Raw genomic sequence first — 26646 nt, forward strand, 5'->3', positions numbered from 1 at the left:
GTTCTAGAGGTGATGATAATTATGAAACTTATTGAAGTATCAAACTTAACAAAAAAATATGGAAATTTTACTGCCCTAGACAACTTATCGATGGATATCTATGCAGGACAACTAACAGCATTTTTAGGAACAAACGGGGCTGGAAAATCTACCACAATCAATTTATTAACAGGTATCCAACAACCAACATCTGGCAAAATCGACTATAATGAATCCTATAGTAAAGACATTGGTATTGTTTTCCAAAACAGTATCTTAGATAATAAACTAACTGTTTGGCAAAACTTAGCCACTAGAGCTTATATGTACAAACACATTACAATCCAAGATCTTGAAAACTTAATGTCTCAAACAGGTGTTAATCAATTTTCTCATAAACGATATGGTGATTTATCAGGTGGTATGAAACGTAAAGTTGATATTACCAGAGCACTAATTAATCACCCTACTTTAATATTTTTAGATGAACCTACTACTGGTCTAGATGCACAATCTAGAATAGAAATATGGCAACTGCTAAAAGAGTTGCAACAAACAAAAAACCTTGCTATTTTTTTGACTACTCACTATTTAGAAGAAGCTGAATATGCAGATAATATTTATATTTTACAAAAAGGACAACTCATTGCACACGGCTCTGCTAATACTTTAAAAAAGACGTATGGAGAACAATTATTATGGGTAGTTCCCTCTACCAACTCTTCTTTTTTAAACACTCTAGAATTTAAAAACTATCAAATAGATAAATATAAAGGTATTGGTATCCCTGTGCAAAATTATGATGAAGCTATCCTATTACTAAATAAATATCACAATCAGATACTTGATTTTTCATTTCAACCCATTACACTCTCAGAAGTGTTCATTCAACTAACGAAAGAGGTATAAATATGAAGGCTATTGCTAAGAGAAGTATTTACTTATACTTAATTAATCCAATTAATATGTTTTTTTCTTTACTGGGATCCCTTATTGTATTTTTCCTTTACTTACTATTCATTAAACAAAATATTGTCTCTCAATTCCAAGATATCACATCTTCGACAGCTTTAATCAATCTGTGGATGCTAGGTGCTTTATTAACAGTGACTTCATTGACCACCTCTTTTTCTGCCATTGGTCAGTTCATTCAAGACAAATCATCTAATAAATTAATTGATTTCACAATGACAGATATTTCGGCTATTAATCTACTAAATGGTTATTTCATTAGTTCATTTATTGTTTCACTCATCATGCAAAGCATTGTGTTCTTATTTGTTATAATATTTTTTCTAATAATTGGCGAACCTTTAAATTTAACTATTAATCAATACTTGTCACTTTTTCCAATCATGTTGATAACATCACTCACTTCGACAAGCTTTAATTTAATGATTTGTGCATTTATCAAAAATGAAGCAACACTAAGAACAATCGCTAGTATCATGGGCGCACTATCAGGTTTTTTGACAGGGGCATATATTCCAATAGGCGCTTTAAGTGATTCAGCTAAAAATATCATTCGTCTCTTTCCCTTATCTTACTCGTCTAGTATGTTCAGATACACTTTGATGAGCCCTTTACTAAACAGTTTACCAAAAAAACAATCACTGTTTCTTGAAAAATTTTTGGGGTTAAATTTTGATTGGAAAGCATCATTAAACTCTATCCAATTAAATATTACTGTACTTTTCTTATTTTCTTTTATCTGCCTTAGTATGATATTCTTAATGCGTAAATACATTTTAACAACTACTCTATCTGAAAGGAATTAACTGTTGTGCATATTTTTTTCAAACAAAATAAACAACTCTCAAAAGAAGATATTAATATTCAAATTGAATCTGCTGAACACTCAGATAGCATCAAACAATTAAAGCATTATATTAGGCAATTCAATCGGCAACAGTTAATCATTTCTTCTGAAGGTCGATACTATACCGTTGATACCAAAAATATTCTCTTTATTGATGTATTAGGTGACTTTTGTACTATACATTTAAATGATCAATCCTTAACTTATCGAAAAAGTCTTTCACAGCTTGAAACAGAATTACCAAAGCATCATTTTCAAAGAATTTCTCGCTATTGTATAATTAATTTAAACTCGATTCACCACATTGACAATAGTTTGTCTGGTAATATGAGTGTTCAACTGATTAATGGCGAGTCATTAACTATTAGTAGAAGGTATTGGAAAAAAGTGAAAGAGAGGTTATTAAACCATGACTAAACAACTAAAAAAACTCATTAATCTAGCGTTTATCGGCGTAGGATTTGGCTCATTTTTTTATTTAATCACCAAGCTTTTTTTAGATAATCCAACTACCATTTCCAGATATGAAGTAATCCATTATTGGATAATGAGCATACTAATCTCATGGTATTCATTGCTTTTTAAAAGCAATAAACTCTCTAATTATTCTCTTTTCCCTCTTCATTTTGTCCTGACATTTATGACTGTTGTGACAACAAATTACTTAACGCTTTCTGTTTATACCATTAAAGAAGTCATTCTTACTTTTATCATTTTTTTCGTCATTTATGTAATTGTTTTTATCACCATATCCATACAAAACAAACAATCAATTCATAGGATCAATCAAATTATAAACAACAAAAGAGATAACTGAGTCACTGCTCAATTATCTCTTATTTTTCTGGTAATTCTTTTTTCCACATTAAAGATAAGAAACTTGTCAAAAGTAACACAATAGCTGACACATAGTATGGGTAGAAATGATTGATATCAAATAACATCCCCGAAGCCATTGGTCCTAAAATATTACCAAAACTGGTAAAAGTTGAGTTTAACCCATTAACCGTTCCTTGTCTGTCTCCTGCGTGTTTGGATAAATACGTTGTAATACCTGGTCGCAATAAGTCAAATGCTAAAAACACCACAAACGTCGACAATACAACGACCCACTTGCTATCTGTAAAGGCAATCACCCCAACAAATATAGCGCTCGCAAAAAACGATACTCGAATTAATCCGACCTCACCAATTCGCTTGATAATCCCATCAAAAAAGACCACCTGACAAATCAAAGCCAACACACCACTTACGGTGATAATTGCCGCAATTTCTGAGGTTGAAAAATTAAAATTAATGGTCGCCATGATACTATAAATTGATTCAAATGATTGCAACCCAAATGACGAAATCAAAATAACGACAAATGGGAATGTAAAGATTGGATCTTTTAAAATATCCATTACAGAGCCTTTCTCTGCAACTTGACCATGAACCAATTGTTTCTCAGGCTCTTTCAGAATGAGCATGGTCATAATGAATCCAACAAACGCTAAAAACGCCGCAGCAAAAAATGGGACCCTCATACCAAAATGGGCTAAAAATCCACCTACTCCTGGTCCAATGATAAACCCACCACTAATGGCAGCAGAAACTAATCCCATGGCTTTTGGTCGTTCATCAAACGTGGTTACATCTGCGACATATGCAGTAACTGATGGCATGATTAACGCAGCTGCAATCCCACCAAGTCCACGAGAGACGTACAACCAACTGACCACTTGACCTAAACCAAAAATCAGTTCTGAAATAGCAAAAATTAACATCCCGATTGCAATGATTAATTTTCGTCCGACTTTATCAGACAAACTACCGGCAATCGGCGACACAATTAATTGCAGCACAGCAAAAACAGAAATCATCAATCCCATAGTAGAGCCTGACAAATGCATGTCTTCTTTTAACATTGGCATAACTGGAATAACTAAACCGGCACCCAAAAACACTAAAAATAAATTAGAAATTGCTAAATACATCATACTTTTTTTATTTACCATTTATTTTATGCTCCTTTCCTATAAGTCTAATCTAAACTATTCTACACTACTCGTCTGAAAAAAAGCCATAGTATTTCAAAATATTTTTTTAACCTGCTTTTTATACACATAAAAAATAAAGGATAGGAGTTTACCACTCCCACCCTTATTTTATTAAAACACTTATTTTGATTAATTAAATAGTTGTTTCGCCTTCGTAGATATATCCTTGACGAGGATCAATTGTTAAAATTGTTCCATTTGAGATAACTGACGTTGCATCTTCAACACCAACAACTACTGGAATGTTTTCAGCAATAGCAACAACTGCTGCATGGCTAGTTAATCCACCATCTTCAACAACGATAGCTGAAGCTTTTGAGATAGCTGGCATGTAATCTTTATCTGTTGTTTTCACAACTAAGATAGCACCATCTTCCATCGCTTTGTTTGCTTCGTCAGCTGAAGAAGCAACGATTGCTTTAGCTGAAACAGCTGTGTCACCAATTCCTTGGCCAGCACATAATTTAGAACCAATTAACTGAATTTTCATTAAGTTAGTTGTACCTTTTTCACCGATTGGCGCTCCAGCAGTAATGATGATTAAATCACCATCTTTAGAGAATCCAGTTTCTTTTGCAATTTTAGTTGCAAGAACAAACATATCATCTGTAGAATCTGGTTTAGATGTTACTGTTGGGAATACACCCCAGTTTAATGCTAAACTTCTTGCTACACGATCTGTAAATGTTGCCGCTACAATGTGAGCTTTTGGACGGTATTTAGAAATCATACGTGCTGTATGTCCTGATTCTGTCGCAGCCACAATTGTTTGGATATCTAAGTTTTTAGCTGTATGTCCAACTGCTTGACCAATTGATTCAGTCATATCAGTTTTTCTATGTAATTTAAGCGCATATGCATCACGATCAGTTAAATCAGCTTCTGTACGAACAGCGATATTTCTCATTGTTTTAACAGCTTCGATTGGGTATTCCCCAGCAGCTGTTTCACCAGATAACATCACTGCGTCAGTTCCATCGTAAATCGCGTTTGCCACGTCACTTGCTTCAGCACGTGTTGGACGAGGATTTTTTTGCATAGAATCTAACATTTGAGTCGCTGTAATAACTGGTTTACCTAATGCATTACATTTTCTAATCATTTCTTTTTGTACAACTGGTACATTTTCAGTTGGAATTTCAACACCCATGTCACCACGAGCAACCATTAAACCACTAGATACTTTTAAGATATCATCTAAGTTATCAATACCTTCTTGGTTTTCAATTTTAGAAATAATTTGAATATGTGTTGCGTTGTTTTGTTCTAAGATTTCAGTGATTTCTAACACGTCACTTGGGCGACGAACAAAACTTGCCGCGATGAAATCAACGTCGTTTTCAATACCAAAACGAATATCAGCTGCATCTTTTTCGGTGATACCAGGTAAGTTAATACTTACATTAGGAACGTTAACGCCTTTTTTGTTTTTCAATACGCCTTCGTTTAATACTTTTGTGACGATTTCTTTATTAACTGAATCGATTTCGATTACTTCTAAGTCAATTAATCCATCATCTAAAAGGATATGGCTTCCTACATGAACATCATCAATTAAACCTGGGTAAGTAATTGAGAATTTTTCTTTTGTTCCTTCTACTTCACTCATTGCAATGCGAACTATATCACCAGTCGTTAATTCAACGATGCCATCTTTCATATTATGCGTACGAATTTCTGGACCTTTTGTATCTAATAAAATTGCAATGGTTTTACCAGTAATTTTTGCCGCTTCACGAATATTTTTAATACGTGCTCCATGTTCTTCAAAATCTCCATGTGAGAAGTTCAAGCGAGCTACGTTCATTCCTGAATTCATTAATTCAACTAATGTGTCTAAAGATTCACTTGCTGGACCGATTGTACAAACAATTTTAGTTTTTTTCATGTAAAAAACGCTCCTTAGTATTTTTTTATTTATATTAAAATGAGATTTGATGATTTAGATCATACAAACTCAAATCTGGCTGATGTTTCTTTTGTTCTAATGTTTCAATGATATCATTTGCCACAACTTCATTGTTTACAGAACCAATACATAATCCACCTTGACCATTTTTTAGTAAGTCAACTGCAAATCCACCGAATTTACTTGCTAAAACACGATCTCGAGCTGATGGTGCTCCACCACGTACAACGTGTCCTAATACGGATACACGGGCATGGAAATCTCCGTACTCTGCTAATTCGTCAGCAAATTTATGACCTGACATCACACCTTCTGCTAAGACGATTAAACAATGTTTTTTACCACGGTCACGGCCTTCACGAATTTTTTGAGCAACTTGCGCCATATCAAAATCATGTTCTGGGATAATAATATCATCTGCTCCACCGGCAACACCTGCCCATAAAGCGATATCTCCAGCATCACGACCCATTACTTCAATAATAAAGGTACGTACGTGAGATGTTGCCGTGTCACGTATTTTATCCATTGCATCTAATACAGTGTTAATAGCTGTATCAAATCCAATTGTGTAATCTGTCATTGGAATATCGTTGTCGATTGTTCCTGGAATACCAACAGCTGGGAATCCACGTTTTGTTAAGGCTAACGCACCATGATAACTACCGTCACCACCGATAACAACTAATCCTTCGATACCGAATTTGTTTAGTTGTTCAATTCCTTTAAGTTGTCCTTCTTCTGTTGCAAACTCTGGGTAACGTGCTGAATACAACACAGTTCCACCACGTTGGATGATATCCCCTACATCTGGAACATCTAACTTACGAATATCACCAGCGACTAAACCAGCAAATCCATAGTTTATACCATAAACTTCCATACCTTCATAAATGGCTTTACGTGTTACCGCACGAATAGCAGCATTCATACCAGGTGCATCTCCACCACTCGTCAAAATAGCAATGCGTTTCATAGTTATAACCACCTTTACTAAGTTGTACTTACTCATGTATTTTTATTATGTAAAAAATACTTAAATCCAAAGACTATTCTACCATTATTTTCTGTAAATGTCTTTGCCTATCTATAAAAATTGAAAAAAAATTGAAAATACATTTTATCTTCTAATGTTTTTTTAAGAATCATTTCACTTGAATATGATCATCCCTTCACCTAATAAAGAACTCACCTTACTGATTAATTCAGGATTATCATTTACCCAATAACGCTTATTTAACAATGTGTTATCATGTTTATGACGAAATACTAAAATAACCGGGCACTCTCCTGGAAATGATAATAACACACTTTGTAAATCCGCTAACAATTGATTCGTGTCATTTTCTTTCGTTATATTTATGAAACATCTTAAAACTTCTTTTACATCTTTCGCTAAACGAACATCATTGGCAATGATTTGTAATTCTTGATTATAACGACTTTTTTCTACTTTTCCTCTAACAACATAAACTTCTTGTTCCCCTAATATAGATTGTACTGCTCGGTATACGGTTGGAAAAAGCGTGACAGACAACTTACCCGTTTGATCTGTTCCTTCAAGAAATGCCATTGATTCCCCTTTTTTCGTGCGAATTTTTTTCACGCTAGATGAATACAACAACACCGTCACTTCTTGATTAGGTATTAGCTGCGATGCTTTAGTAGTAGATAGACTAATGAATTTATTTGCATAAAAATCAACTGGATGAGCAGACACATAAGTCCCTAAGTATTCCACTTCTTGTTCCAATTTTTCTTCAACAGTAAAATCTGTACATGTTTCCTTCTTTAAAGCAAGCATATCTAATAAATCTACACTGCCACCACTATATTCGATATTTTGTATCATAGAATCCAAGTCAATAATCAACTGTTTTCTATTTTGATGCAACCGATCAAACGCACCAATATAAATCAATGGCAAAATATTCGCTTGTTTTAACCATTTGCCACTAATTCGTATCAGGAAATTCTCTAATGACTTAAATGGACCACCTTCTTTTCGAATGGTTAAAAGATGTTGGATAAAATCTTTTCGAATCCCTTTAACCGATGAAAAGCCATAAATAATATTGCCTTTATTAAAAGTAAAACTGTATTCACTTCTATTAATATCTGGTGGAGTAATCGTTAAACCGGCTTCTTTTGCCTCAACCACGTATTCGTTCATTTTTGCTGGATTATTTTTCACTGAATGTAAAATTGCTTGGAAAAAGGCCGTTGGATAATGAACTTTTAAATACGCCATCTGATACGCAATCACTGAATACACGACTGCATGCGAACGGTTAAACCCATAATTAGCAAAACGCTCGATGTAATCATACACTTGCATCGCCACGTCTTTTGTATAGCCTTGTTTTAACGCACCATTGACAAAATGATCACGCTCTGTATCAATCACATCCTTGCTTTTTTTACTAATCGCACGACGTAAAATATCCGCTTCACCTAAACTAAATCCAGCCATTTTAGATGCCACTTGCATAACCTGTTCTTGGTAAACAATAATCCCATAAGTATAATGTAAAATTGATTTTAAACTGTCATGCGGATAAGTAATTGGCTCTTGTCCTTTTTTTCGTCGCACAAACGTGTCAATGTTTTCCATTGGACCCGGTCGATACAACGCATTGACTGATGCGATATCTTCAATGGATGTTGGACCTAATTTCCGCAGAACATTTTTTATTCCTTTTGACTCAAATTGAAACACGCCGACCGTGTTGCCTTGTCTAAATAATTCTAACGTTTTTTCATCATCTAAAGGAATATCGGCTAATGATAAATGATTTCCTGTCTGATATTCGATTGAAGATAGTGCGTTTCCTATGATAGAAAGGTTTCGTAAACCAAGAAAATCCATTTTTAACAAACCAATCTCTTCAACTTCTCCCATCGCAAACTGGGTTAATGGAATACCATTGTTTCCTTCTTGCAGTGGAATGAGATTTGTTAAGTCTTGGTCACTAATCACAACCCCTGCTGCATGCGTTGACACGTGTCTTGGCAATCCTTCAATTCGTTTTGCTGTATCAAAGAGTAACTTATTTTTATAAGAATGACCCACTAATTCACGCAATGTTTTCGATTTATCATACGCCTCACTAAGTGTTATCTTTAAATCTTTTGGAATAGCATTAGCCCAACGATTGGCTTCATTTTGTGATAAACCAAACACGCGACTGACATCTCTGACAGCCATTTTCGCCGCAAGAGTACCAAACGTTGCAATTTGTGCGACTCGGTTTTCACCGTATTTTTTATTAACATATTGTAGTAATTCTTCACGCCTATTATCAGGGATATCCATATCAATATCCGGCATGGTGTACCGTTCTTTATTTAAAAATCGCTCAAAAAGTAACTGATACTCAATTGGGTCAACATCAGTAATTAGCAAGACATATGATACGAGAGATCCCGCTGCAGAACCACGACAAGCGGTCACGATATGATGATCTCTAGCATATTTCATGACGTCCCACACAATGAGAAAATAATCATCGTATCCCATCTCATGAATCACGTCTAACTCCATATCAAGACGTGCTTGATATTCTTCATTTAGTTGTCCTTGCAATCTAAAATCAAGACCAGCTTGGCATAATTGACGCAAATAAGTATATGCTGTTTCCTTTTCTGACACTGGAAAACTTGGTAATAGTTTTTGATGCAATGGAATCTCTAAATCAATCATCTCAATAATTTTTTGACTATTGATTAAACAATCAGACAACCCCTTTTCTTCATAAAGTGTTTTAAAATCAGACAGTTGCGGTAAATAATAATCACCAGATAATTGTTCAAAGTCTACAGGAATCACGTCACCTGTTTCAATGTGCTCTAAGACGCTCACAGAAAAGTCATCACTTGGGTTTAAATATCGGACATCTTGCAGTGGCACAACTGGTAAACTATATTTTTTATAATAATATTGCCAATACTCTAACTCTTCATCTTTAGCCTTTAAAGCATTTATTCCACCATATACATCTGTATTTTTTAAAAGGTCTAACAACTCGATTGTTCGATGCTCCATCTGTTCACTACCAACTGCACGTTGCAACTGATATAACTCACTTGTTTGCCACGGGAAAATAACAATCAAATCACTTAAGTAAGGCTGGATTTCTTCTAAAGAAAACACCTCTTTTCTATCTGTCATCGCTTTTTCCGTCGCGATTTTCATCAAATGATGGTAACCAGAAAGATTTTTAGCTAGTAAAATAAGCTGCGCGTCAATTTGTTCTTTCGTTCTATATGAAAGGGTCATTCCAATCAGTGGTTTAATCCCTTGTTTGATACATTCTTGATAAAATAAAACGACACCATGAAGGGTATCAATATCAGTAATCGCTAAACTTGTGTAGCCACGTTCTTTGGCTTCAAATACAAGATCCTTTATGCGATTGGTACTGGATAATAATGAATATTCTGATCTAACTTGTAACTGTCCCAAATCCATGAAACCCCTCCATTAATCTTCTCTTTTTAGTATACCATAATAAGTCGTACTCTCTTTAGAAACAACACTTTCAATCCTTTACTTTTAAAGCAAAGATTGGTAAACTAATTCTTGAAAAGAGGTGCATTAGACATGGGAAGAATTGTTGTCTTTATTTGGGCAATTTTATTAGGACAAGTGGTTAGTTATATTGGTGGAGCACTTCATGGAGTCACTGATTACAACTTCACTGGAACGGTGATTGTATCTTTAATTGCTTGTGCCATCGTAATGATTATTGCTGAAGTAGCAGCGCCAAGCGACGAAAAAAAATCTAAAAAATAAAAAAACATGTAGGAGATTTTTCTCTTACATGTTTTTTATTTAATGTTTAAATTCTTTAATCAGTTCTTTAATGGATAACTGATTTTTAAAGTTGAAGAAGCTAATGGTAATATTCATCAAAATCAGCAAACTTGTTGCGACAAACACCGCACGATATCCAAATCCATTTGCTACAAGTGAACCGACCATTGGACCTGCTACTTGCCCTAAACTCGTAAACATTTGATTAAAACTAAAAATCCGCCCAACACCATTCATCGGTGTAATTTTACTAATCAGCGTATTAACAGATGGCATTAAGGCCCCTGTTGAAAAACCTAGAAGAAAACGACATATGCCTAACTGAAACGGCGACTGGACCATTGACATTGGTAAAATAAATAAAAATGACATCACCAAACCACCTAATAAAACATAATGACTGCCAATGCGATCCCCTAATTTACCTAAAAAAGGGGCAGAAAAAAACTCAGAGACCCCAGCAACAGACACAATCAACCCACTGACAAACAAAATATTACTTGTTTGACCTCCAAGTTCTCTCACATACAAAGTTAAAATAGGGCTGATACTAGTCATTCCTATTTGGATAATAGCCGTAGTGATAAATAAACCAATTAATACTTTTGGTTGTTTCACACTTTGAAAAACTTCTTTGGTCGATACCAAGTCTTTTCTTTCAACCGGTTCAAAATCTTCATGAATAAAAAAGATAGTAAGCATGGTTGTCACAAATAAAATACTCCCTGTTACTAAGAAAACATTTTTAATACCAACAGTCTCTGCTAACAGTCCACCTAGTGACGGGCCAATTAAACTTCCGGCTACCGCTCCTGTTGCTAGTGTTCCTAAAGCCATTCCATTTTTATCCTTTGGCGCCTGCGAAGCAATCATTGCTGTTGCATTTGGGACATACCCAGATAACAATCCATTACAAAATCTCATAAATAATAACCAAAATACATTTGGAACAAACGCTAATGACCCCATCGTGATTGTCATACCTGCTGCCGCACGAATCATCATTATTTTACGACCTTTTCTATCAGCTAAACTGCCCCATAATGGTGCTACAATAGCTGCAGACAACGCTGTTAAACTAATAGATAATCCCGCATAAAATTCTACTTTACTACTCGGCGCTCCCAATTGTTCGATGTATATTGAGATAAACGGCATCACTAAACTATAACTCGCACCAGTAAAGAAACACCCAATCCAAGCAATATACATATTTCGTTTCCAGTCAACCTTCATCGAAATAATATTCACCCTTTCATTTATGCTTATATATTATACTCCTATTGCATCTAAATGAAAGTAAATGGGACATTTTTTATTAATTTGGTCAAAATAATTTTATATGCCGTTGTATGCTCATCCCAGCATTTCTAGTTTTTAATCTTATCAGATAGAAACATCTCAATTTCGTGAACAGATTTCTTAATATCAACTAGTTCTTCTTTTATTTTTATCATATTATATACTTTAAGCTGCTCTTTATAACTTTCCAAAGCCTCATTTTCTGATTCTTTTAACATATCGTTCATTTTATTTCGCCACTTACTTGTATTCGTCACCATAATGATCACCTCATTACAATCATACGATATTATTTTCTTATGTTCCATACAAACAGCACTTTTTTATATTATATGTACATTTAAAAAAATATTTAGATTTCTCTAAAGATTTTCGTTTTTATTCGATTTAAATGTTTTGATAACAAATAAACTACTCATTAATAATAAAATAAATAAACAGACTAAAGCTACTTTTGACCCAGTACTGGTTCCTTGAACAAAATCATTTTGTCCTGATTGGAAAATTCCCACAACAATTGCGACAAATGACGTTGAAATAGCACCCATAAATTGTTGTAATGTACTAAAAATGGCATTCCCGTCATCTTGTAAATCTTCTTTAATAGAAGATAAGCCAACAGTCATGACATTACTGTAAGACAAGCCCACACCTATCATAAAAGTGACATGAGATAAAATAATCAATGCAATGTTTCCTGTTTGAATCACCATAATTAACATTAACCAACCTAAAATTGCAAATAATATTCCCACACCTATTGGCTTTTTAAATCCTAACTTATCTAATATTTTTCCTGACACTGGTGCAAATAACGCACCGACTAAAGCCCCAGGAAACATCATCATCCCAGCATTAGAAGCTGGAACATTTTGGACGATTTGAATAAAGTTTGGTAAAACAAATGACACACCAAGTAAAAGAATTTGATAAACCAAGAATGACATCAAGTAAATAGTAAAGCGTGCGTTTTTAAAAACAACTAAATTAAGTAATGTTTTTTGTTTATTTGTTTTATAGAATAACCCAGCACTGATTAATCCAATCACTAAAGCTCCCCATCCTAATGGTTGTTCTAAATAGCTAAAGAACATCAATAATCCAGTAAACATCACGGATAAATAAAGAACTGCTTTGATATTAATTGAATCACTAATTGATTTTTCTTCTTCTGGGATAGCATACAATCCAACAAGTGTTGAAACAATCAATACTGGAATCAATAATTTATAAATATATGTCCAGTCTAATGTGGTCGTCAATATACCACCATATGTCGGCCCCATCGCTGGTGCAATCGAGGTTGTAAGATTTCCAATACCAATCATCATCCCACGTTTTTCCATTGGGACTTTTGTTAAAATAATATTAAACATTAAAGGTAAAGCAATACCTGTGGCGATACCTTGTAATACACGACCAACCAGTAACATAATAAACCCACCGGCAAAGGCATCGATAACAACTCCTAATAAAAACAACACATTTGAAACCGCAAACAACTTCCGGCGGCTAACGTTTTTTATTAAGTAAGATGACAGTGGCACAACGATTGAAATCATCAATAGATAAATCGTCGTCACCCATTGCACTTGTGATGTTGAAATACTAAAATCTTCCATTAACGTTGGAAACGTCACGTTCATTGCTGTTTCAATCAACACTCCCGAAAAAGCCATCATACCAGTTGCTAGAACAGCTAGATTAACATGAAATTTCTTTTCTGACATAAAAATTCCCTCCATTTTTCCATAAAAAAAACGAAACTTATCCCTAAAGATAAATTTCGCCTCTCTCTCGACACAAGTCAGACTTGTGTTATCTGTACGATTTATTCCCTTATTAGTTTAAAAAAAAAAAACATCACTTGTCAACCAATAAAAGTAAAATTCACTTAAAAAGAATTCACCACAAAATCAAAGACTTCTTTTTCTTTTTCTAACGTGTCATATGCAAAATCTGGATGCCATTGTACACCTAGTATTTTATGATTATCAGAAGATGATTCGATTGATTCTACTACACCATCTTCACTGACTGCTGTTATTTTCAAATCATTACCAATTTTGTTGATACTTTGAAAATGAAACGAATTAACTGTTGCTTTTGCACCATAAATTGGACGCAATAAACTATCACTTTCCAAAAAAATGTCATGCGTCGCAACCCACCTTTCAATAGGGGCTTGCATATGGCGGATTGGTTCTGGATTGCGTAAACTTAAATCTTGATGAAGTGTTCCACCTAAATAAACATTGACTAATTGCATACCACGACAAACACCAAAAATTGGTTTTTGTTGTTTAATAGCTTCTTTAATCAATGCCATTTCAAAAACATCTCGTTCAAGTAATGACAAATGCTCATTGATTGGTTCTTTTCCTTCAAGGTAAAGTGTTGGTGTCACATTTTGACCACCCGTTAAAATAAGTTTATCAATCAAACTCACGTATTCCCTTACATCCTCTTTTTTACCTAAAGGAATCACAACAGGTACACCCCCCACTTCTTGGACTGCACGAACATAGCCAGCTGGTAAATATGATATCGGCAAATTATGCAACGTCTCTCCTGGATCGATTATTTCATTAGCCGAAATCCCTATCATTTTTTTCATTAAATGCCTCCATTTATATCAATCACGATGCTTTTGGCATGTGCTAAAAAGATATTATTTAAAATTATTCTGTGAGTATATCGGTGTCATATGCTCAAAGTCAAGTCCTCCGATTTTTTCATCCAACTTTGTTACAACTTTTTTCTTTTTGACACTATAATAAAAATACTCTTTGTCATCTTTTTTACTTTCGATGACCCCCACATAACGACCATCAATATTATAAATAGCCAGTGGTAACTCATCTAACGTTTTATTATCCAGTCCGTAATCATTCATTATCTCTTTCTTCTTCTCTTCATCAAAATTATTTATTTTAGACATTAAAGCTGATTTGACTTCCCCGTAAATAGCCTTATCTCCTGTGCCTTTATTAGTACAACCTGCAATCATAATTAAAACAGATAAAATAACAAAAAAATACACTCTTTTCATATTTACCTCCATTAGCGAATTATTTTATTAAATATATCATATTTTTTTATAAATAGAAAATTCTAGACTTTTAGCTTCATTTAAGGTTTATTGACTATTCTATATCATATAATATTTTTCATCATACAAACAATGACAGACGAAAGGAGAAAATAAAATGAATAACTTATTCCTTTTAACTTTATTAAAAATCAAACTATTTTTTTATACTTTACTATAAAAAAAGTGGACTGGATATCTAACCAGTCCATTTTTTTATCCCTAAATCGGCAAATTCTGAATCAACTGATCTGCAAAGCCTGAACAACTTACTTCCGTTGCCCCATCCATCAGACGAGCGAAATCATAAGTCACTGTTTTTTTAGCAATCGTGGTTTCTAATGAACTAGTTATGGCTTTAGATACTTCAGGCCAACCAATATGTTCAAATAATAGGCAACCTGACAAAATCACTGACGACGGATTTACTTTATCAAGATTGGCATATTTAGGTGCTGTACCATGTGTTGCCTCAAAAATAGCATGTCCTGTCACATAGTTAATGTTCGCTCCTGGCGCAATCCCAATTCCACCAACTTGAGCGGCTAACGCATCTGAGATGTAATCACCGTTCAAATTCATTGTTGCCACGACATCAAATTCATCTGGTCTAGTTAATATTTGTTGTAAAAAAATATCGGCAATGCTGTCTTTAATTAATAATTTACCAGCAGCTAAAGCATCTGCTTGTGCTTTATTTGCCTCTTTTTCACCATGACTTTCTTTAATCTTGTCATACTGTTGCCAAGTAAAGACACTATCTCCAAATTCTTTTTCTGCTAAATCATATGCCCAGTTTTTAAAGCCACCTTCTGTGTATTTCATAATATTTCCTTTATGAACTAAGGTGACACTATCTCGTTTTTCTTTTAACGCAAATTCAATGGCACTGCGAATCAGCCTTTGCGTTCCTTCAATTGAGATAGGTTTAATGGCAATAGCACTCGTTTCTGGAAAACGAATTGAAGTCACACCAAAATCTTTTTGAAGAATATCAACAAGTTCTTTCGCTTCTTTTGTGCCTTCTGGAAATTCGATACCAGCATAAATATCTTCCGTATTTTCTCTAAAAATCACCATATCCACTTTTTCAGGATGTTTTACTGGTGAGGGAACCCCTTCAAAATAACGAACTGGTCGCAAACAAACATATAAGTCAAGTTCTTGTCTTAAAGCCACGTTTAGCGAGCGAAATCCTCCACCAATCGGCGTTGTTAATGGTCCTTTTATCGCAATTAAATACTCATCAATGATTTCTAGTGTTTCTTTAGGTAGCCAACTGCCTGTTTGATTAAATGCTTTTTCACCTGCTAGTACTTCTTTCCACTGAATGGCTCTTTTTCCTTGATACACTTTTTTTACTGCTTCATCAAACACACGTTGTGCCGCGCGCCAAATATCAGGACCAGTTCCATCACCTTCAATAAAAGGAATAATTGGTTTATCTGGTGTCATTAAAGTTCCATCTACAATTTTTATTTTTCCATCTGTCATATATTAATTGACCTCCTTATATATCACCTGTCTGTCAGCCATAGGGACGTAAGTCAAACTCGTTGGTCCCATATATTTCGAACGAGGTCGCATTAAATTATTTTCATTCTGTTGCTCAAAAACATGTGCAATCCAACCTGAGACCCGACTCATTGCAAATATCAATGTAAACAAATCACTTTCAATGTCCAATGAATGATAAACTGTCGCCGAATAAAAATCCACATTTGGTATCAAACCTTTTTTCTCTCTAATAAATGCTTCGACTTCAAGAGATAATGTGTACCACTTTTCATCGTCAGTGCCTTTTGTTAATTCATATGCCATCTCTTTCAAATACTTTTGACGAGGGTCTACCGTTTTATAAACTCGATGACCAAATCCCATAATTTTCTCTTTAGAATCCAAGCGTTTTTGAAGATAAGCTTCTGTATCTCCATTTTCAGCAATTCCTTCTAGCATTTCAAATACCCGTTCATTTGCTCCGCCATGTAAAGAGCCTTTTAACGTGCCAATCCCTGTTGTAATACAAGAATACAAATCAGATAATGTTGAAGCACACACTCTTGTGGCGAATGTTGAGGCATTTAACTCATGATCAGCATGTAGGACTAGTCCTTTATTCAATGCTTCGATTTGAACGTCAGTTGGTTCATTTCCTTCTAACATGTAAATAAAATTCCCTGCAAACGACAAATCACTTCTTGGGCTGATTGGGTCTAGTCCTCTTCTAAGTCTAGAAAAAGCGGCAATAATCGTTGGCATTTTACTTTGAATGTTGATGGCTTGCTCATAAGTTGCTTCTGGTGTACTCACTTCTGCTTGGCGGTCAAATACACCTAATAACGAAACCGTGCTTCGTAAGACACTCATTGGGTGTAAATTTTGACGACATTGGATTTTTAATGACGCTTCAATCACATCAGAAATCGCCATATTTTGATTGAGCATTTCCGTAAAGGCCAATAACTCGTCTTCGTTTGGTAAACGTAAGTGCCATAATAAAAAAATCGTCTCTTCAAACGAGGCGTTGTTATCCACTAACTCTTCAATACTATAACCAGCATAAGCTAACTCGTCATCAATGATTGAACTAATCCTCGTCTCACAAGCAAAGGTTCCTCTTAAACCAAATTCAATGGTCATATAACCAACTCCTTTCTAAACACTAGCTGCTAATTTTTTTCGAATCACCATGGGTAAAATCCCTTGGTGTTTGTAATACTCAATATCAGATAGTGCATCAAACCGGACAATCGCTTTAAATCTCGTGATGTTGCCATCTGTATTTTTAGCATCAACCCAAACCTCTTGTCTTAGACCAACGTCATCAGGTAAATCAACCGAAAACTCTTCTTCTCCTGATAAGCCTAAGCTATCTGCGTCTTGTCCAGGTAAAAACTGCAATGGTAAAACTCCCATCATCACTAAATTAGAACGATGAATTCGTTCGTAACTCTTAGCAATGACCACTCGTACACCTAATAATCGAGACCCTTTAGCTGCCCAATCTCGTGATGAGCCCATGCCATAATCGTCACCGGCTAAAATCACTAACCCTGTTTGATCTTTTTGATACTTCATCGCGGCATCATAAATAGATAGAACTTCTCCTGTAGGGAAATACGTTGTCACGCCACCTTCAGTCCCTGGGGCGATTTTGTTTCTAATTCTAATATTGCCAAACGTTCCACGCATCATAACTTCATGATGCCCACGTCTTGAACCAAAAGAATTGAACGTTCTAGGAGTTAAACCATTTTCTTTTAAGTAAAGTCCTGCCGGTGAATGTCGATTAATGGAACCTGCCGGAGAGATATGGTCAGTTGTCACAGAGTCACCAAATTTTCCTAATACTCTTAATTCTGACAAATCACTTAAGGTATCTATTTCGAAAGTCATGCCATCAAAAAATGGTGGATTGGCAATATATGTTGAGCTTTCTTGCCACTCATACACCGAAGAATCATTTGTCGGAATCAAATTCCACTCATCATTTGCATTAAAAACATCTGCATAGTATTCTTTGAATAATTCTGGTGTAACAAAATCTGAAATGTACTGATTAATCTCTTGTTGAGAAGGCCAAATATCTTTTAAATAAACCTCTTCTTGATTTTTTCCAATACCAATCGGTTCAGTTTTTAAATCTTTCGTCACTGTACCTGCTAGTGCATATGCAATAACAAGAGGCGGTGAGGCTAAATAATTAGCTTTTGTTAATGGATGAATACGTCCTTCAAAATTTCTGTTACCACTTAGAACAGATGCAACCAACACATCTTCTTTTTGAATAGCTTCTTCAATTTCAGTTTTTAATGGACCTGAATTTCCAATACATGTGGTACAGCCATACCCAACAACATCAAATCCTAATAATTCTAAATAAGGCATAAGGCCTGCATTTTCTAAGTATCCTGTTACGACTTTTGAACCAGGAGCCAACGACGTTTTAACTGTTGGGCGCACGTTTAATCCTTTTTCAACAGCCTTTTTAGCCAATAATCCTGCCGCTAACATCACGTAGGGATTAGATGTATTTGTGCAACTTGTAATCGCAGCAATCACCACATCACCAGTCTTAATTTCTTCTTGTTTTCCTTCTGCTAAAACTGGACTAACTTTTTTAAACTCTTCTTTATCTAAACCAAAACCTAGATTTCCTTCTGGGGATGTAACAGATTCAATAAAGTTTTGCTTCATTTGAGAGAGAGGAACTAAATCTTGAGGTCGTTTTGGACCAGCCAGATTTGATTCTATTGAAGATAAATCAATTTCAATCACATCAGTGTATTCAACCTGAGTGTCATCTTCAAAAAAGAGATGATTCATTTTTAAATAGTTTTCTGTTAGCTCAATATGTTTTTTATCGCGACCAGTTAATCGCATATAGTTTAATGTTTCATCATCTACTGGGAAAAAACCACATGTTGCGCCATTTTCAGGTGACATGTTCGCAATGGTTGCTCGGTCTGCTAATGTCAGATTTTTAACACCACCGCCGAAGAATTCAACAAATTTTCCAACAACTTGTTTTTCTCTTAGGACTTTTGTCACTTTTAACGCTAAGTCCGTAGCTGTTGCACCTAAATCTAGTTGACCCGTTAACTTGACGCCAATTACTTCTGGCATCGGGAAAAATGATGGTTCACCAAGCATTGAGGCTTCCGCTTCTATCCCACCAACACCCCAACCAAGTACGCCTAACGCATTAACCATTGGCGTGTGTGAGTCTGTTCCAAATACTGTGTCTGGAAATAAATACGTTTTACCTGACACTTTTTTTTGTGAGACCACATCAGCTAAATATTCAATATTCACCTGGTGAACAATACCCGTTGCAGGTGGCACTACTCGGTAATTATCAAATGCTGTTTGAGCCCATTTTAAAAATTCATAACGTTCTTTATTTCGTTCAAATTCAAGTTTTGAGTTAATTGCCAATGCTTGCTCTGAAGCATACGCATCAACCTGAACAGAATGGTCAATGACTAAATCGACTGGCACTTCTGGATTAATCATAGATGGATCACCACCAAGATTAACCACCGCTTCCCTCATCGAAGCTAAATCAACAATAGCTGGAACACCTGTAAAATCTTGTAGAATCACACGGCTTGGTTTAAATGGAATCTCTCCCTTTTGCTTATTTGGTTGCCAATTAGCCAAAGAAATAACATGGTCTTCAGTAATGCCCAAACCATCCACTTGTCTAATTAAAGATTCCAATAAAACTCTGATTGAAAAAGGTGATTTTTTCACATCTTTTTTTAATAATTCACATAATTTACCAATATCATAATAAGAATAAGTCGTATCATTCATTCTTATTTCTTTTTCAATATCGTTAAGAAACATAAGCTAACAACACCTTTCTAAAGAAATAATGATTGAATTATATATCATTTTTTTCTAATTGTAAATTAATTATATTTTAATCAATAAAATGATATAGATAAAAAATAACGAATTGTTTTGAAAAATGACTAAAAAACAAGCCAATTTTATTTATGTTTAACACATACTATTTTAAAGCACAAAAAAAGCTAGAACCCTTACTACACAAGGTTTCTAGCTTATAACAGAAAAAATTATTTTGTTTCACGGTGTAACGTCACTTTACGTTCACGTGGACAATATTTTTTAACTTCTAAACGTTCAGGATTGTTACGTTTGTTTTTGTTTGAAAGATAGTTTCTTTCTTTACATTCTGTACATTCTAAAGTAATATTTACGCGCATTATTTTTCCCTCCGAAATAAATTAAGATATTCAAGTATCACTTGACACTTGAATATCATATCATGTTTTATTTGAAATTTCTAGTCTTTTTCGCAAATTTGTTAAGGACTTCTACTTTACAGATTAGAATACGTTTTTAATTTTATTGTTTATTATACTCTTCGTTATAGGCATTAATAACTTCTTTTAGTATTAACCTATTTGTCGCCATGTCATCATCACTAATTTGAGGAATCATCACGCTAACTGCTACTTTTGGATCATTATATGGGGCATACCCAACAATGGTACTATTAATAACAGAAATTGTTTTATTCGTTTTGGAATCGACTGCAAAAGTTTCAGCTGTACCTGTTTTAGCAGCAATCGGAAGACTAGCACCCTGTAAAACAGTTCCTGTTCCCATTGACCCATTAACTACTTGATACATTCCTTCTTGAATAATCTCAAATTCGTTTTCTTTTCCTTCAATCTTATTCATTACTTTTGGCTCGATCAACTCTTTTTCTTTTCCTAAATCACCATTATCGCCATTGCCATAAATACCTTTCACAACATGTGGCGCGTAACGTGTACCACCATTTGCAATAGTAGACACATATTGAGCTAACTGCATTGGAGTATAGGCTTCATAGTTACCAAAAGATAAATCAAGAGCACTTGCCATAATGCCTGGTAAGAAGTTTCCATTTTTATCTTTGTAATTTGTGTTTAACACACCCACCGATTCTTGTGGAATATCAATACCTGTTTTGGTACCAAGACCGAATTCTTCATATGTTTTACGCAACTTATCAAACACACTAATATCCATTGGTAACGACATTCCTGGTGAGTACTCAACTCCCATCATTCCTAACGCAATCCGCATCATATAAACATTTGAAGACACTTCAAGTGCTTGTTCAGTTGTCAAAGGTATAGAAGAATAGTGATTAAATAGTGATGATTTAGTTGTGCCATCACTAAATACGAGTGGTTCGTCGACCATTGTTTGATTACCTTTTATGATACCATTCTCATATCCTGCCATAACAGTTGCTGCTTTAATTGACGAGCCTGGAACAAACGCTTTATTAATTGTTCCAAGTGAATCATCAATTAATTCCCCTGTATCAGGGTCTTTACTTAATCCGACCATCGACAACACATCGCCATTATTCGGGTCTGTTACCACAACATATACCCCTGGTGAATAAGTTGCTTTCCCTGCTTGCTCCAATGACTCAAACTGACGCTTAGCAATTTCTTCCACTTTTCTTTGAAAATCTAAATTAATCGTTAGCATTAAGTTATCGCCTTTTTCACTTGCCTTAACTTCTGTTTTAGAAACTATTTTTTGATTTTTATCTGTCACGACTTCTGCCTGACCTTTTTTACCTTTTAAAGTATCTTCATAAGATTTTTCTAGGTAACTTAGCCCAACACGATCATTTCGTTGATACCCTTTTTTAAGGTATTCATCAATCTCATCTTCTGGTAATCCTTGTTTTTCTGTTGAAACTGTTCCTAAAATCGAACGAATTTGGTCTTTTTCTGGATAATCTCTTTCCCAATCTGTTCCAGCTGATAATCCTGAAATGGCTGCTGTATTTTCCCCTACCTTAGCAATTTCTTCGGGCGTGACATTATCATTTTTAATGGTCACTGGTTGTAAAGCTGCCGCTGAATTGATTCGTTTAAAAACAGATGCTTCTTTCATTTGCTGTTCATCAAAGTTTATTTCATCATCTTTGACTTTATCCACTGTTTTTGCGTATAAATCACTATTAGATAACTCTTGGCCATTAGAACTTACTTTATCACTAACGGTTAATCGTTTCTGGGCTTTTGCTAGGTTATCTGGATTAGCTAACCAATAATCTTTTTTATCACGCTCAGTTAGTTTATCTGGCTCAATATCAATCAATTTAACGATGTCTTGACTTACTTTTCTAATATCATTTGCGTTCATTCCAGCAGATCGTGTAAAAAGAATTGCCTGTGTTGCTTTATTTCCGACTAAAATATTTCCTTTCGAGTCATAAATATATCCCCTAGGTGCATTCTCTTCTACTATTTTCTTTTGCCCACTTGCGACAATGTTTTTGTATTTTTCTTGATTTTTAATTTGCAAATCAGACAATTTTACTATTAACATTGTAAACAAAACAAACACAATAAAAAACAAAATATCTAGTCGAATTGGAACATGAGATTTTGTTTTCTTTGTTTGTTTATTTTTACTAGATAAAAATTTGCCCTTATTTCTTTGATTCATTCATTAATTCTCCTCATTAATGAAAGTATTAAAATACTCCATTATTGTCTAATCATGTCATAAAGTATCTCATTTGTTAATCTATTTTTCAATAAAAAATAGACGACTTGATATTTTTTTAATATTTACTCAATGATCTAACTAAAAAGACTGTGAACTCATATATTCTACAGTCTTTTTATCATCATTTTTGGTGGCGTTGGTATGTCTCAAAATCATGTGGATATGGATTATCATCGTTAACAGAGCCTTCGCTGGTACTAACAATATTCCACTCTCCCCAATCAATATAAGGAAAATAAGTATCTCCTTCAAATGTCGATTGAATCAACGTACGATATAATACATCAGTGTAAGGCAAGAATGTTTTATAAATCTCACCACCACCAGTGATAAAAGTAATCCCATCAAATTCTTCGGCATATTTCAATACATCATCTACCGAATGCATGACAATCGCACCATTTCCATCATAAGTTTGGTCTGATGTTAACACAATGGTTTGACGATTAGGTAATAGATTTTTACCCATTCCTTCAAACGTTTTACGTCCCATAACGATTGTGTTGTTTTCTGTCATTTGTTTGAAAAATTGTAAGTCATCTGGCAAATACCAGGGTAGTTTGTCATCTTTCCCAATTAATCCATTTTCATCTTGAGCCCATATTGCTGCTATCATATTTCTTTATTTCCTCCCAAATTTCCCCTACACCGCAATGGGTGCCTTTATACTTGGATGTGGCTGATACCCTTCAATCTTGATGTCATCCATGTCAAAATCAAACACTGATTTTTTTTCTTTATTTAACCAAAGTGTTGGTAACTCTCGTTGTTGTCTTGAAAGTTGTTCTGTCATTTGCTCTATATGATTACTGTACAGATGGGCATCCCCTAATGTGTGAACAAACTCTCCCACTTCAAGATTTGTTTCATGTGCAATTAAATGGGTTAATAAAGCATAACTTGCAATATTAAACGGAACACCTAAAAAGACGTCTGCACTACGTTGATACAATTGACAACTTAATTTTCCATCTGCTACATAAAATTGGAATAAAGTATGACAAGGTGGCAAAGCCATTGATGGCACGTCTTCTGGATTCCACGCTGAGACAATCAAACGTCTTGAGTCAGGCGTGGTACGAATCATGTCGATGACATCTCTTAATTGATCAATTGTATCACCTGTTGATGTTTTCCATCGTCGCCATTGAGAGCCATAAATATTTCCCAACTCGCCATATTTTTTGGCAAATTCATCGTCATGTAATATGTTTTCGATAAACAGGGTCATCTCTTTTTGATAAACCTCATTAAACGCGTCATCCACTAAACAACGACGGCCAAAGTCGGTCATATCAGGTCCTTTGTAGTCTTCACTTTTGACATATCTCTCAAAAGCCCATTCATCCCAAATATGATTATTATTTTCTAAAAGGTATTTGATGTTAGTATCACCTTTTAAAAACCATAATAGTTCACTTTTTACTAGTGAGAATGGCACACGTTTTGTTGTGAGTAAGGGAAATCCTTTACTTAAATCAAAACGCATTTGATACCCAAAAAGACTTTTGGTTCCAGTACCAGTTCGATCAGTTTTTTCGTGTCCTCTTGCTAATATATCTCGACCTAATGCTAAATATGATTCTTCCATAATAACCCCTCAAAAATAATCTATTAATCGACAAACTCGCTAAGGTATTCCCAGCGTTCTAATTTTTCTTCTAACGTCTGTTCAGTAGCTGTTAGTGTGGCTTGCAATTCCTGTAATTTTACCGCGTCACTGCTATTGTCTAACATTTGTGTGTTTAACGTTTCAATCGTTTCTTCTAACGTTGCGATGTCTTCTTCAATGGTTTCCCATTCAATTTTTTCTTTATAAGTTAATTTCTTTTTCTCAGAGTCGTCTGCAATGGGTGTGTCAATTTTTTTGTTACGAACTGACTTCACTTTTTCATTGGATGCATTTTGATCAACTCGCTCAACGTAATCACTCATTGACCCAAAAAAGGTCGTCATATTTCCTTGACCATTGAAAATTAATAACTTATCCATCGTTTTATCAAGGAAGTATCTATCATGGCTGACTGCAATGACAGCACCCTGAAAATCGGCTAAGTAATCTTCTAAGATAGTCAACGTCTCGACATCTAAATCATTTGTTGGTTCATCTAATAATAACACATTTGGCTGCTGAATTAAAATACTCAAAAGATACAACCGACGTTTCTCTCCACCAGAAAGTTTACTTATGAGTGTCCCATGCACTTGTCTTGGAAATAGAAATCTCTCAAGCATCTCGGTCACGCTGATGACAGAACCGTCTTGCTGTTTCACTTCCTCAGCAATTTCTTGTAAAAACGAAATAATTCGTTTACTCTCGTCAAGATTGTCGTTTGTTTGAGTATAATAACCAATATTTACAGTTTCACCTAACTCAACTACCCCACTATCAAGTGGAATTCGTCCGGCAATAATGTTTAATAAAGTTGATTTTCCTGAACCATTTGCCCCAGTAATCCCCAGACGTTCATTGGCTTGAACTAATAATTCAAAGTCTTTTAATATAATATTTTGATTGATTGTATAGTTAGCGTGCTCAATTTCAATGACTTTTTTACCAAGTCGTTTTGTTCCAGCTGAAAATTCCAGACTTCCTTTATCACTTGAGCCAATTACTTTATCTTTTAAATCATGGAACCGATTAATTCTAGCTTGTTGTTTGGTTCCACGTGCTTTAACCCCAGCACGCATCCAAGCCAATTCTTGTTTAAATAATTGCTTATTTTTATGCAGACTTTTTTTCTCATTTTCTTCTCGTTCTGCACGTTGTAATAAGTAAGATTGATAATTACCTATGTACTCATATAATTTTCCATCAGATAACTCAAAAATACGATTTGTTACACGATCTAAAAAGTAACGGTCATGCGTAATCACGATAAGCGCGCCTTGATAGTGTGTTAAATAATCCTCTAACCATTGGATTGTTTGATAATCCAAGTGGTTGGTGGGTTCATCTAAAAGAAGTAAATCAGGTGATTGGATTAAGACTTGTGCCAATCCTAAACGTTTTTGTTGCCCACCTGAGAGTTCTGATACTTTTTTATCTAAAAATAAAATGCCTAATTTATTTAAAATAGTTTTTGCACTTGTTTCAGCTAACCACGCATCTTCTTTATTCATGGCTTCTTCTGCTTTTTCGTAAGCTTTTTGCACTGCCGGATTCTCACCATCTTGCGCTAAATCAACCAAGGCTTTTTCGTAAGCATGAATAGCTTTCATCACTGGTGTATCATCTTCAAATACTGCATCTAATACAGAAATATCTTCTGAAAAAACAGTATCTTGTGATAAATAACCAATTTTATAATCATTTGGATAATCAATTGACCCTTTTTCTGAATGATCTTTTCCTGATAATATCTTCATCAATGTCGATTTACCCGTTCCATTGATCCCAATTAACCCAATACGATCTTTTTCTTTAATCAAAAAAGAAACGTCATTCAATAATTGCTTAGTTCCATAATTTTTATCTAAATTATCTGCTCGTAACAGCTTCATTTGATCACCCATCTTCATTTAATCCTAACTAGTTTATCAGATTTATCTTACCTCCACAAGTTGACAACACTTACTCAACTGTTTTATCTACCATAAGTATATAGAAAAAACATCTCATAGAAAGTTTTT

Annotated in this window: 22 protein-coding genes; 5 read left to right on the forward strand and 17 right to left on the reverse strand. The window is 34.7% G+C overall.

The genetic code is table 11. The features are described 5' to 3' along the window. The first annotated feature begins 21 nt into the window (after positions 1–21). The 4 genes from BW731_RS01010 to BW731_RS13025 are packed head-to-tail and all read left to right on the forward strand — an operon-like array spanning position 22 to position 2615. Positions 22–888: an ABC transporter ATP-binding protein gene (locus BW731_RS01010; RefSeq protein WP_079344945.1), complete on the forward strand. Its 867-nt coding sequence runs from the start codon at positions 22–24 to the stop codon at positions 886–888. A gap of 2 nt (positions 889–890) precedes the next feature. Further along, complete coding sequence (locus tag BW731_RS01015; protein WP_079344947.1) at positions 891–1757, forward strand: ABC transporter permease; 867 nt, start codon at positions 891–893, stop codon at positions 1755–1757. 5 nt (positions 1758–1762) lie between these two features. Then, entirely contained in the window at positions 1763–2215 is a 453-nt protein-coding gene (locus tag BW731_RS01020) for a LytR/AlgR family response regulator transcription factor (protein WP_079344949.1), read from the forward strand. Then, complete coding sequence (locus tag BW731_RS13025; protein ID WP_079344951.1) at positions 2208–2615, forward strand: DUF3021 family protein; 408 nt, start codon at positions 2208–2210, stop codon at positions 2613–2615. The genes BW731_RS01020 and BW731_RS13025 overlap by 8 nt, the downstream gene beginning before the upstream one ends. Positions 2616–2634: 19 nt before the next feature. Here the strand turns inward: BW731_RS13025 and BW731_RS01030 are convergent, their stop codons facing one another. From BW731_RS01030 to dnaE, 4 genes are all read right to left on the reverse strand, one after another. Then, positions 2635–3795, reverse strand: a complete 1161-nt coding sequence (locus BW731_RS01030; protein ID WP_079344953.1) for an MFS transporter — start codon at positions 3793–3795, stop codon at positions 2635–2637. 175 nt (positions 3796–3970) lie between these two features. Beyond that, a complete protein-coding gene (pyk, locus tag BW731_RS01035) occupies positions 3971–5725 on the reverse strand; it encodes a pyruvate kinase (protein ID WP_079344955.1) in 1755 nt (584 codons plus the stop codon). Positions 5726–5759: 34 nt separating this feature from the next. Next, positions 5760–6722 carry a 6-phosphofructokinase gene (pfkA, locus tag BW731_RS01040; protein WP_079344957.1) on the reverse strand — a complete coding sequence of 321 codons (963 nt, stop codon included), beginning with the start codon at positions 6720–6722 and terminating at the stop codon, positions 5760–5762. A 174-nt stretch (positions 6723–6896) separates the two neighbouring features. Further along, complete coding sequence (dnaE, locus tag BW731_RS01045) at positions 6897–10217, reverse strand: DNA polymerase III subunit alpha (RefSeq protein WP_079344959.1); 3321 nt, start codon at positions 10215–10217, stop codon at positions 6897–6899. A 132-nt stretch (positions 10218–10349) separates the two neighbouring features. Between dnaE and BW731_RS01050 the strand changes: the two genes are divergently transcribed. After that, positions 10350–10541 (forward strand): YjzD family protein, encoded by a 192-nt coding sequence (locus tag BW731_RS01050; RefSeq protein WP_079344961.1) that lies wholly within the window; start codon positions 10350–10352, stop codon positions 10539–10541. A 39-nt stretch (positions 10542–10580) separates the two neighbouring features. On the opposite strand, the gene BW731_RS01055 is transcribed toward BW731_RS01050, so the two are convergent. The 13 genes from BW731_RS01055 to BW731_RS01115 all read right to left on the reverse strand — a co-directional run bounded on the left by BW731_RS01055 (position 10581) and on the right by BW731_RS01115 (position 26517). Beyond that, positions 10581–11798: a multidrug efflux MFS transporter gene (locus BW731_RS01055; protein ID WP_079344963.1), complete on the reverse strand. Its 1218-nt coding sequence runs from the start codon at positions 11796–11798 to the stop codon at positions 10581–10583. Between the two features lie 134 nt (positions 11799–11932). Further along, entirely contained in the window at positions 11933–12124 is a 192-nt protein-coding gene (locus BW731_RS01060) for a hypothetical protein (RefSeq protein WP_079344965.1), read from the reverse strand. A gap of 102 nt (positions 12125–12226) precedes the next feature. Continuing rightward, positions 12227–13594 (reverse strand): MFS transporter, encoded by a 1368-nt coding sequence (locus BW731_RS01065; protein ID WP_079344967.1) that lies wholly within the window; start codon positions 13592–13594, stop codon positions 12227–12229. A 164-nt stretch (positions 13595–13758) separates the two neighbouring features. Continuing rightward, the gene (locus BW731_RS01070) at positions 13759–14481 is read right to left on the reverse strand and encodes a gamma-glutamyl-gamma-aminobutyrate hydrolase family protein (protein ID WP_079344969.1); all 723 of its coding nucleotides are present in this window, start codon (positions 14479–14481) and stop codon (positions 13759–13761) included. A 54-nt stretch (positions 14482–14535) separates the two neighbouring features. Next, positions 14536–14916, reverse strand: coding sequence for a hypothetical protein (locus tag BW731_RS01075; RefSeq protein WP_079344971.1), 381 nt, complete (start codon positions 14914–14916; stop codon positions 14536–14538). 261 nt (positions 14917–15177) lie between these two features. Continuing rightward, a complete protein-coding gene (gene icd / locus BW731_RS01080) occupies positions 15178–16449 on the reverse strand; it encodes an NADP-dependent isocitrate dehydrogenase (protein ID WP_079344973.1) in 1272 nt (423 codons plus the stop codon). A 3-nt stretch (positions 16450–16452) separates the two neighbouring features. Beyond that, complete coding sequence (locus tag BW731_RS01085) at positions 16453–17595, reverse strand: citrate synthase (protein ID WP_079344975.1); 1143 nt, start codon at positions 17593–17595, stop codon at positions 16453–16455. Positions 17596–17610: 15 nt separating this feature from the next. Next, positions 17611–20307 carry an aconitate hydratase AcnA gene (gene acnA, locus BW731_RS01090; protein ID WP_079344977.1) on the reverse strand — a complete coding sequence of 899 codons (2697 nt, stop codon included), beginning with the start codon at positions 20305–20307 and terminating at the stop codon, positions 17611–17613. Positions 20308–20540: 233 nt separating this feature from the next. Continuing rightward, entirely contained in the window at positions 20541–20690 is a 150-nt protein-coding gene (gene rpmG, locus BW731_RS01095) for a 50S ribosomal protein L33 (RefSeq protein ID WP_071457069.1), read from the reverse strand. 142 nt (positions 20691–20832) lie between these two features. Then, positions 20833–22950 (reverse strand): penicillin-binding transpeptidase domain-containing protein, encoded by a 2118-nt coding sequence (locus BW731_RS01100; protein WP_079344979.1) that lies wholly within the window; start codon positions 22948–22950, stop codon positions 20833–20835. 184 nt (positions 22951–23134) lie between these two features. Continuing rightward, the gene (locus tag BW731_RS01105) at positions 23135–23629 is read right to left on the reverse strand and encodes a dihydrofolate reductase (protein ID WP_079344981.1); all 495 of its coding nucleotides are present in this window, start codon (positions 23627–23629) and stop codon (positions 23135–23137) included. 27 nt (positions 23630–23656) lie between these two features. Next, positions 23657–24604 carry a thymidylate synthase gene (locus BW731_RS01110; RefSeq protein WP_079344983.1) on the reverse strand — a complete coding sequence of 316 codons (948 nt, stop codon included), beginning with the start codon at positions 24602–24604 and terminating at the stop codon, positions 23657–23659. Between the two features lie 23 nt (positions 24605–24627). Beyond that, positions 24628–26517, reverse strand: coding sequence for an ABC-F family ATP-binding cassette domain-containing protein (locus BW731_RS01115; protein WP_079348511.1), 1890 nt, complete (start codon positions 26515–26517; stop codon positions 24628–24630). Positions 26518–26646 lie beyond the last annotated feature (129 nt).

The sequence above is a fragment of the Vagococcus martis genome (assembly GCF_002026305.1).
In the GTDB taxonomy this organism is placed as follows: Bacteria; Bacillota; Bacilli; order Lactobacillales; family Vagococcaceae; genus Vagococcus; species Vagococcus martis.